Here is an 8,759-nt window from a genome sequence, read left to right as displayed (position 1 = left end):
CAAGGGTAGAGATACGCGGAGAGCTAGCCCCCTCATCCGACCCTTCGGGCCACCTTCTCCCCGGGGGGGAGAAGAAAACTGCCGAAACGTCGGGGCACAAGCCTCCTATGTCGCATCAACCCTTGAGCTTGGCGATCACCAGATGGCCGGGTGTCGGATTGCCGTCCTGCATGCGCACGTTGATGTCGGTCACCTCGAGAACCTCGAAACCGGTCGCGGCCAGTCTTTCGCGGACATAGGTTTCCGCATGGGCGAAACGCTGGTGCGGGCCGACCATATAGGGGCGTCCGGCCAGGGTTTCTTCGGGCAGGGTTTCCGACGAGAAGATCAGCAGGCCGCCGGCATTGAGGTTTTCGGCGGCGCCGAAAAACAGCGGCTCCAGCGCGCCGAGATAGGGCAGCACATCGGTGGCGGTGATGATGTCGAAAGGCTCGTCGTCATTATCCTCGAGAAAATCCTCGGCTTCGGCGACGTAGAGCGTCTCGTAGAGGTCCTTCTCATGGGCGATCTCGACCATGTTTTCGGAAATGTCGATGCCGGTGATATCCTCGGCCATATCGCGTAGCGCTTCACCGGTGAGGCCGGTGCCGCAGCCGAGATCGAGCAGGCGCTTGAAGGGGCCGAGGTTCAGCGTCTGCAACCGCTGGCGCACCATCATCGGCACGGCATAACCGAGCTGTTCTACAAGAATATCCTCGAAAGCTTCGGCATGCTGGTCGAACAGGGTTTCGACATAGGCGTCAGGCGCCTTCGGCGGGGTTTCGCCCCGGCCCATGGCGGCGATGCGAACGGCCGCTCCGCCGTGATCGTCCGGATCGATGGCCAGAACCTCTTCATAGGCCTTCACCGCCGCGTCCACATCGCCGGCTTTTTCAAGCGCGAGCGCGCGGTTATAGGCCTCGGCAAGCGCCTCTTCGTCGATTTTCTGGTTCTTGGTCATCGTGCCTTATCCGTCAGCATCTTCAGTTGAGGTTTGCTGTAAGCCGCATCGGGGGCGGGCGCAATATTTATGTGGCGCGATGGCTCAGTGGATGATGAACTCCCCCTTGAGCGCGCGCCATTCCTGCGCCGAGATGACCTGCCGGTGCACGTAGCGGACGGAATGCAGCGGTCCGTCGAGCTTTTCCTTCCAGAATTTGAGGAAGCCATGCATCTCAGGGAAGTCCGGGGCAAGATCATAGTCCTGCCAGACATAAGTCTGGAGAACCAGCGGATGATCCGGCAGGCGATAAAATATCTGGGCGGTGGTGAGGCCGTAGCCCCTCAGCATCATTTCCATGTCCTTGTTCATGACGGCGGTTCCCGTTTCCATGATTGCCGATCACAGCGTTACCGCTGTATCGAATATGGGAACACGTCATGGTTAATCCAAGCTTGCCAAAGACATGGGTTGTCACAAAATATTTATATTTTTCAAAATGTTGGCAGCCTTCATTGATGAGTGCTGCCAACGTTGCGACTAGCGCTTGAGATGCCGGGTCAGGCGGGCTTCCAGCCATGCCCAGACATGCCGTAGCGTTTCGACGATCGTCAGGTAAAAGATCGCGGCCCACAGATAGGCCTGATAATCGAAGGTGCGGGAAAAGGCGTAGCGGGTCTGGCCCATAAGGTCGAAGACGGTGACGATAGAGACCACCGCGGAACCCTTGATCATCAGGATGATTTCGTTGCCATAGGGACGCAGCGCGACGATGAGCGCCTGCGGCAGGATGATCTTGCGGAAAGTGATGAGTTTCGACAGGCCGAGCGAGGCAGCGCCCTCATGCTGGCCGCGCGGCACGCTGCGGATCGCGCCGCGCAGGATTTCGGCCTGATAGGCGGCAGTGTTGAGGGTGAGCGACAACAGGCCGCAATACCAGGCCTCGCGGAAGAACCACCACAGGCCCACGGCTTCCAGCCCCTGGCGGAAACTGCCGAGGCCGTAATAGATCAGGAAAAGCTGCGCCAAAAGCGGCGTGCTGCGGAAGACGTAGACATAGGCATAGGCCAGCGCGCCGATGATGCGGTTTTCCGACATGCGGCCGAAGGCGATCGGCACGGAAAGAATGGCGCCGAGAATGATCGAGCTGCCGACGAGGGTGATGGTGGTGATGAGACCATCGATATAGCGCGGCCCGTAACGCTGGAATTTGTCCCAGTCCCAGCCCTCGATCATGGCGAAGATCAGCCCTGCGGCGAGCAGCAGCCAGAGCGTGATGACGGCGATGCCGACGATGCGCGAAATATTGAGCGGCTTGTCCGCAACGGCCGGGGCGGGGCGGGGGGGAATGAGTTCCTGAATATGGCTCATCGGCTTACCTCCGACTTGCGCGACCAGCGATCGATGAAGCCGATGCCGATGGAGGAAAGCAGCGCGAGGATGAGGTAGAGCAGGCAGGCGATGCTGTAGAAGAAGAAGGCTTCCTTGCTGACGCGGGCGGCAATGCCGGTCTGGCGAACGATATCGGCAAGGCCGATGATCGAGACGTAAGAGGTGTCTTTCAGCAGGATGACCCAGAGATTGGTCATGCCGGGAAGGGCGATCCTGACCAGCTGCGGAATGATGATGAGCACCATGGTGCGGCCCCGCGAAAGCCCCAGTGCCGCGCCTGCCTCATATTGCCCCTTCGGTATGGCCTTGAAGGCGGAGAGCAGCACTTCGGACGCATAGGACGAAAACACCACGGACAGCGCCACCATGCCCGCCACGAAGGCGTTGATCTCGACCGGACCGGTGATGCCGACATAACCGGCCACCGATTGCAGCAGCATCTGGATGCCGTAATAGACGATGAAGAGCGTCAGCAGTTCCGGCAGGCCGCGGAAGATGGTGGTGTAGATGCCGGTCGCCAGCCGCAGCGATTTTTCTTCCGATTGCGCGGCGAGCGCGATGAGAAAACCGATCAGCAGCCCGACGGGCAGGGTGGCGAGCGCCAGCGAGATGGTGACCTTGACGCCGAAGGCGATTTCATCGCCCCATCCTGCATCGCCGCAGGCGACCAGGGTGCCGTTTCCGAAAAGCGAGAAGAGACCGACCGGCCCGCAGAAGGGATCGAGAAGTGTCGAGACATAGGTCCAGAACGCACCTATGGCGGAAAATGCTCCGCTCATGCCAATTTTCCCCTGCGGTCTTAAGCCGCCGTGATTGTTATCGTGACGTTTTCAAACAAAAATGGCGGAAGGGCAAGCCTTCCGCCACGAGATTTCAACAGATCGAACCGGCTTAATCGCCGTAAACGTCGAAATCGAAGTATTTTTTGTTGATCTCCTGATACTTGCCGCTGGCGCGGATACCGGCGATTGCGGCCGTAAACTTGTCAGCCAGCGCCGTGTCGCCCTTGCGCACAGCAATGCCTGCGCCATTGCCGTTGATCTCGGGATCGACCTTGAGCGGCGTCAGGATCTTGCAGCAGGCGCCCGCATCCGTCTTCAGCCATTCCGACAGAACGACGATATCGTCGATGACGGCGTCGATACGGCCATTGGCGATGTCGAGCTTATATTCGTCGGCGGTCGGATACATCTTCACGTCGGCATCCGGAAAATGCTTTTCAGCATAATTGGAGTGGGTGGTGGAACCCTGCGCGCCGAGCGACTTGCCCTTCAGATCGTCGACGGACTTGATCGGCGAATCCTTCGGCACGGCGATGGCCGGCGGGGTGTTGTAATATTTCTTGGAGAAGTCGACCTTCTCGAGACGCTCGGGCGTGATCGACATGGACGCGATGATGGCGTCGAACTTCTTGGCCTGAAGGGCGGGGATGATGCCGTCCCAGTCATTGGTGACGAAGGTGCATTCGGCCTTCATTTGTTCGCACAGCGCCTTGGCGATGTCGATGTCGAAGCCGGTCAGCGTGCCGTCGGCTTCGAGATTGTTGAAGGGCGGATAGGCGCCTTCGGTGCCGATAACGATCTTGTCCTGCGCGAGGGCAGCACCTGAAAACAGCGAGATAGCGGCAATCGATACGGCTGCGAGCAGACGGGTGGAAATAGGCATTTCGATCCTCTCTTTTGGTCGTTCATCCGCGGTCTGTTGTTGTTTTCAGTGCGGACGCCATGGGCGCAGGGCGCAGCGGATGATACCGCCTGTAGCCTTCAGCGCGGATGCGATTATTCATCCGGTTGGTCAAAAAATGCAACTGCAATATTAGTGACCGCGATTGTGCCGCAGAGCTTCCACGAAAACGCCTTGATCTGTTCATTTCCGGTACAGAAGGCTTTGTCCATCATGGGAACCGAAGTGTGTGCGAGGCGTTGACCAGCGCCTGCACGCGCAGCCGGAATCAAGATGTCGCAAGACTGGCGACCAATAATGGCAGATGAGGAAACACCGATGCTGAAGAAGAACACATTGCTGACGGGGGTGGTTTTCCCCCTCATGTCGCTGGCGATTGCGGTGGAGCCGGCCGCGGCCGGTTTTGCCGGTGCTGCGCGGGCGCAGACGCCCGTGTCGCAAGCGCTTCCCGGCGATGCTGCGACCGGTCAGGTGATTCTGGCGCAGGCGCAGCCGGAAGAACCGAACCCGGAAGAGGAACTGCGCAAGCGTCGCAAGCAGGCCGAAGAGGAGCAGCCGCAGGCCGAGCCCCAACGACAGGAGCGTGCGCCGGAGCCGCAGCGCGAACCGGAGCCCAAGCGCGAAGCCGCGCCTGCCGAACCGCGCCCTGAGCCGCAACGGGAGCCGCAGCCCGAACCCCAGCGGGAACCGCAGCGTGAGGCCCGCCCGGAGCCCGCGCCGGCCGAGCAGCCGCAGGAGCGTCCCCGCAAACCCGAACGCGCGCAGGAGCCGCAGCGCGAGGCCGCACCCGAAGCCGCACCTGCCGAAGAGCAGCCGAAGGAACGTCCGCGCAAGCCGGAACGGGCCGAGCAGCCCGCAGGTGAGGGCGAGCAGCGTCCCGAGCGTCCCCGCAAGGAGCGCGCGAAGGAACCTGCTGCCGAACAGGAGCCCGCAGTACGCCCTGAAAATGCCGGTGAGCCGGCCAAGCCCCGCGAACCGGCACCCGCCAAAAAGCCACCGGTAGAGGAAAAGGCCCCGGAACAGAAAGCCGAGCCGGCCGAAAAAGCCGTTCCGGAGAAAAAGCCGGCCGCCCCCGAGCCTGCCGCGAAGGAAGCACCGGTTCCGACCGAAGCGCCGACGCCCGCGCGTCCGCCGGCACCTGAAGCCCAGCCCAACCCCGCGCCGGGCCGTCAGCCTTCGGAACAGCCGCCGGTAGAGGGTCAGGGCAGAACCGAACCGGCAGCCCCGCTGCCAGGCGCGCCGCCGCCGCCGCCGAGCGGTACGACAACCGGACAGGCGCCGGCCGGCGAACCCGTTCCCAATCAGGTTGCTGTTCCGCAGACGGAAGCGCCGCCGATGACGAAGGAAGAGCTGGACAAGGCCAAGGCAATCGCCAAGGACCCGTCCAAGACCGCCGATACCGTCATTCTGCCGGTCGACAAGGGCGCCGCCGTTCTCGACAGCGACAAGGAAGTGGAACGTTCCGGCAACCGCCAGACCCGCGAGGAGCGCCGTCGCGAACGCGAGCAGGCCGGTGACGTGAAGGTTCCGACCTCCGACGCCGAGGCGCAGCGCGCCGGCGCCGCCGAAGGCAAGGCCCCGCCGCCGCCCGTCAAGATGGAAGCCATCACCTCGCAGCAGGGTGAGCGTGTCGACCGCCGCCCGCAATATGAGCGGCCGGAAGGCGTGCGCGAATGGCAGCCGCGCGAAGGCCGTCCGCGTGACCGTGACCGCGATGCGCCGATCATCCTGCAATTCGGCGACCGTGTCGTGGTGCGCGGCGACGACAACCAGCGCTTTATCCGCGATGGCGGCGAGCCCTATTACGAGCGTCTGCCCGGCGGCCGTGTCCGCGAAACCGTGGAGCGCCGTGACGGAACGCAGGTGGTGACGATCCGCAACCGTTATGGCGACGTGATCCAGCGCTCGCGCATCGACGATCGCGGCCGCGAATATGTGCTGTTCTATGCGCCCGAGCTCATGGAAGATCCAGACCGCGATTACGTCTATCGCGATCCGGGCCTCGACCTGCCGCCGATGCGCCTGCGCATTCCCGTGACGGATTACATCATCGACACCTCGAGCGATCCGGACCGCGATTATTATCGCTTCCTGGAACAGCCGCCGGTCGAGCCGGTGGAGCGTGTCTATTCGCTGGATGAAGTGCGTTATTCGGCCCGTATCCGCGACAAGGTGCGCCGTATCGACCTCGATACCATCACCTTTGCCACCGGTAGCGCCGAAATCCCGATGACGCAGGCCCGTTCGCTGCGCAAGGTGGCGGATGCGATCAACAAGGCGCTGGACAAGAACCCTGGTGAAACCTTCCTGATCGAGGGCCATACCGACGCCGTCGGTTCGGATGAAAGCAACCTCGTTCTTTCCGACGAGCGCGCCGCTTCCGTCGCCAATGTCTTGACCGATGTTTACGGCATTCCGCCAGAAAACCTTGCGACACAAGGCTATGGCGAGCGTTATCTGAAGGTCCAGACGCTCGGCCCGGAACAGCAGAACCGCCGCGTCACCATCCGCCGCGTGACGCCGCTGGTGAAGCCGGTCGCCCAGAACTGATCGGGTTCGACAGGAAAAACAAAGGCCCGGAAGCGCAAGCTCTCCGGGCTTTTTTGTTGCTTAAGATGTCCCCAGCGCCGAGGCGTTTGGCAAAGCTTGATCATCCACAATCCGTCACCCCGGACCAGATCCGGGGTCCAGCGTGATCAAGTCCTTGATCACGAAAGACTCTTTCACGGCGCAGACGCGCCGTGGCTGGATGCCGGATCTAGTCCGGCATGACGGAGGAGAGGTTTTCGAACCCTGCCGTCACCCGCAAACTTGAGGATAATCCCAAACCCGGCGGTTAATTCAGCGCCACCGCAATCTCCGCTGCCAGCTGCGCATTGTTGCGCACCAGCGCGATATTGGTTTCCAGGCTACGGCCATCCGTCAGGCGGAAGATGTCGCCGAGCAGGTAGGGGGTGACTTCCTTGCCGGTGATATCGTCGCGTTCAGCGTGGGAGATGGCGCGGTTGATGTAGATTTCCATTTCCTCGCGCGGAATTTCATCCTCTTCCGGCACGGGATTGGCCACCAGCATGCCGCCATCGATGCCGAGCTGTTCGCGGGTTGTCTGGAAATTGGCGATTGCCGCCGGGCTGTTGAGCGAGAGCGGGCTCGGCAGGCCGGAGGAGCGCGACCAGAAAGCCGGGAACTCTTCCGAGCCGAAAGTGACGACCGGCACGCCGTTGGTTTCGAGAACCTCGAGCGTCTTCGGAATATCGAGAATGGCCTTGGCGCCGGCGCAGACGACGATCACGCCGGTCTTCGCAAGCTCGGTCAGATCGGCGGAGATGTCGAATGTCTCTTCAGCGCCCTTGTGCACGCCGCCGATGCCGCCGGTGGCGAAAACGCGGATGCCGGCGCGGGCGGCGGCGATCATGGTGGCGGCCACCGTGGTGGCGCCGGTGCGGCGTTCGGCGATCGCAAAGGCGATATCGGCGCGCGAAACCTTCATGGCGTCGGTGGTCTGGGCCAGCGCCTCGAGCTGGTCTTTCTCAAGGCCGATATGCAGGGTACCGTGAATGACTGCGATGGTGGCCGGAACCGCACCCTGATCGCGGATGATCTGTTCGACGCTTTCCGCCATCTCGATATTGCCGGGATAGGGCATGCCGTGGGTGATGATGGTCGATTCGAGCGCCACGATCGGCGCACCGCGCTGCTTGGCGGCGGCGACTTCCTGAGAATAGACGATGGGCAGGAGCGGGGAGATAGGGCGGGTCATTTCATCTGTTCCAGTTTTTAAAAGCGGGTTCATGCCAGCATTTCAGCCCGGGGAACAAGCCCCAACATGGCTTCGACACTGTCTTTTGATAGTTCGTGGGAGGTGGCGAAGGGCGATTGCACGGTGATGGCCGCTGCCGCCGCGCCTTGCCTCAACGCTTGCGCAATCGTCTTTCCCTCGGCGATGGCGGCGAGATAACCCGACGCCATCGCGTCGCCCGCGCCGGTCACGTCCTTCACCTCGCGGATGAGGGGCGGATGGAGGATCGCCGTCTCCGTCCTGCTGAAGGCCACCACCTCGCTTGCGCCGCGGGTGACGACGCCGCCGGCAAGCCCGGCCTTGCGCAGGATGTCGGGCCAGTCGCGGACATTGGCCGTCGTTTCGCCGGTCAGCGCGCGGGCTTCCGCCTCGTTCATGAAGAGAATGTCGATATCGCCGAGCGCCGCTTTCAGCTTCACCACCTTGGCGGGGGATATGGCGATGGCCGCCAGCGGCTTTTCGCAGGCGCGGGCGACGAGGCCGAGCGCCGTCAGCGTGTCTTCCGGCAGATTGGCGTCGCAGAGCAGGATGTCGCTCGCCGTGATCGCCTCGCGCACGGCGCGTATCTTGAGGCGGCGCGGGGTGAAGAGCTTATAAAGGTCCATATCGGCCAGCGCGATGACCAGATTGCCGTCGCGCTCCAGAATGGCGGTGTAGCTCGGCGTGCGGCGGTCGAGGAAGGTGAAGGGCGTGTCTTCCACGCCCGCCTGCCGTGCGGCCTCCGCCACCGCCTCACCGGTCGCGTCGCCGCCGCGTGGGGCGATGATGCGGACCTGAAAACCGAGGCGGGAAAGATTGCGCGCGGCGTTGAAACCGCCGCCGCCGGCCTCTTCCATCCAGGAGCCAGGGTTGCTCGCGCCGGGCGCCGTCTCAGTCTCGATCATGCCGCGCCTGTCGATATGCGCGCCGCCCAGAACGAGTATTTTCTTCACGCTTGCGTTTCCCTCTTTGGCGGATGGAAAGACC

General features: G+C 62.4%; 8 protein-coding genes. 1 reads left to right on the top strand and 7 read right to left on the bottom strand.

Annotated elements, in window-relative coordinates; genetic code table 11:
* Positions 1-115: 115 nt before the first annotated feature.
* The 5 genes from AGR7B_RS09070 to AGR7B_RS09050 form a co-directional block, all read right to left on the bottom strand.
* Complete coding sequence (locus tag AGR7B_RS09070; protein WP_080856505.1) at positions 116-940, bottom strand: class I SAM-dependent methyltransferase; 825 nt, start codon at positions 938-940, stop codon at positions 116-118.
* Positions 941-1,024: 84 nt separating this feature from the next.
* Positions 1,025-1,291: an usg protein gene (locus AGR7B_RS09065; protein ID WP_003522173.1), complete on the bottom strand. Its 267-nt coding sequence runs from the start codon at positions 1,289-1,291 to the stop codon at positions 1,025-1,027.
* 168 nt (positions 1,292-1,459) lie between these two features.
* The gene (locus AGR7B_RS09060) at positions 1,460-2,290 is read right to left on the bottom strand and encodes an ABC transporter permease (RefSeq protein ID WP_080856504.1); all 831 of its coding nucleotides are present in this window, start codon (positions 2,288-2,290) and stop codon (positions 1,460-1,462) included.
* Positions 2,287-3,090, bottom strand: a complete 804-nt coding sequence (locus AGR7B_RS09055) for an ABC transporter permease (protein WP_059760406.1) — start codon at positions 3,088-3,090, stop codon at positions 2,287-2,289. The genes AGR7B_RS09060 and AGR7B_RS09055 overlap by 4 nt, the downstream gene beginning before the upstream one ends.
* A gap of 112 nt (positions 3,091-3,202) precedes the next feature.
* Positions 3,203-3,976, bottom strand: coding sequence for an ABC transporter substrate-binding protein (locus AGR7B_RS09050; protein ID WP_065655922.1), 774 nt, complete (start codon positions 3,974-3,976; stop codon positions 3,203-3,205).
* A 336-nt stretch (positions 3,977-4,312) separates the two neighbouring features.
* Between AGR7B_RS09050 and AGR7B_RS09040 the strand changes: the two genes are divergently transcribed.
* Positions 4,313-6,544 carry an OmpA family protein gene (locus AGR7B_RS09040; RefSeq protein ID WP_080857041.1) on the top strand — a complete coding sequence of 744 codons (2,232 nt, stop codon included), beginning with the start codon at positions 4,313-4,315 and terminating at the stop codon, positions 6,542-6,544.
* 286 nt (positions 6,545-6,830) lie between these two features.
* Here AGR7B_RS09040 and AGR7B_RS09035 read toward each other — a convergent pair whose 3' ends face one another.
* Both AGR7B_RS09035 and AGR7B_RS09030 read right to left on the bottom strand, forming a co-directional pair.
* Positions 6,831-7,754 (bottom strand): pseudouridine-5'-phosphate glycosidase, encoded by a 924-nt coding sequence (locus AGR7B_RS09035; protein ID WP_065655925.1) that lies wholly within the window; start codon positions 7,752-7,754, stop codon positions 6,831-6,833.
* Between the two features lie 29 nt (positions 7,755-7,783).
* Positions 7,784-8,725 carry a carbohydrate kinase family protein gene (locus AGR7B_RS09030; RefSeq protein ID WP_080856503.1) on the bottom strand — a complete coding sequence of 314 codons (942 nt, stop codon included), beginning with the start codon at positions 8,723-8,725 and terminating at the stop codon, positions 7,784-7,786.
* Positions 8,726-8,759: the final 34 nt, after the last annotated feature.

It is taken from the genome of Agrobacterium deltaense RV3 (assembly GCF_900013505.1).
Classification (GTDB): domain Bacteria; phylum Pseudomonadota; class Alphaproteobacteria; order Rhizobiales; family Rhizobiaceae; genus Agrobacterium; species Agrobacterium leguminum.
Note: the sequence above shows the minus strand (reverse complement) of the source record. Positions and strands in the feature narration are given on the sequence as shown.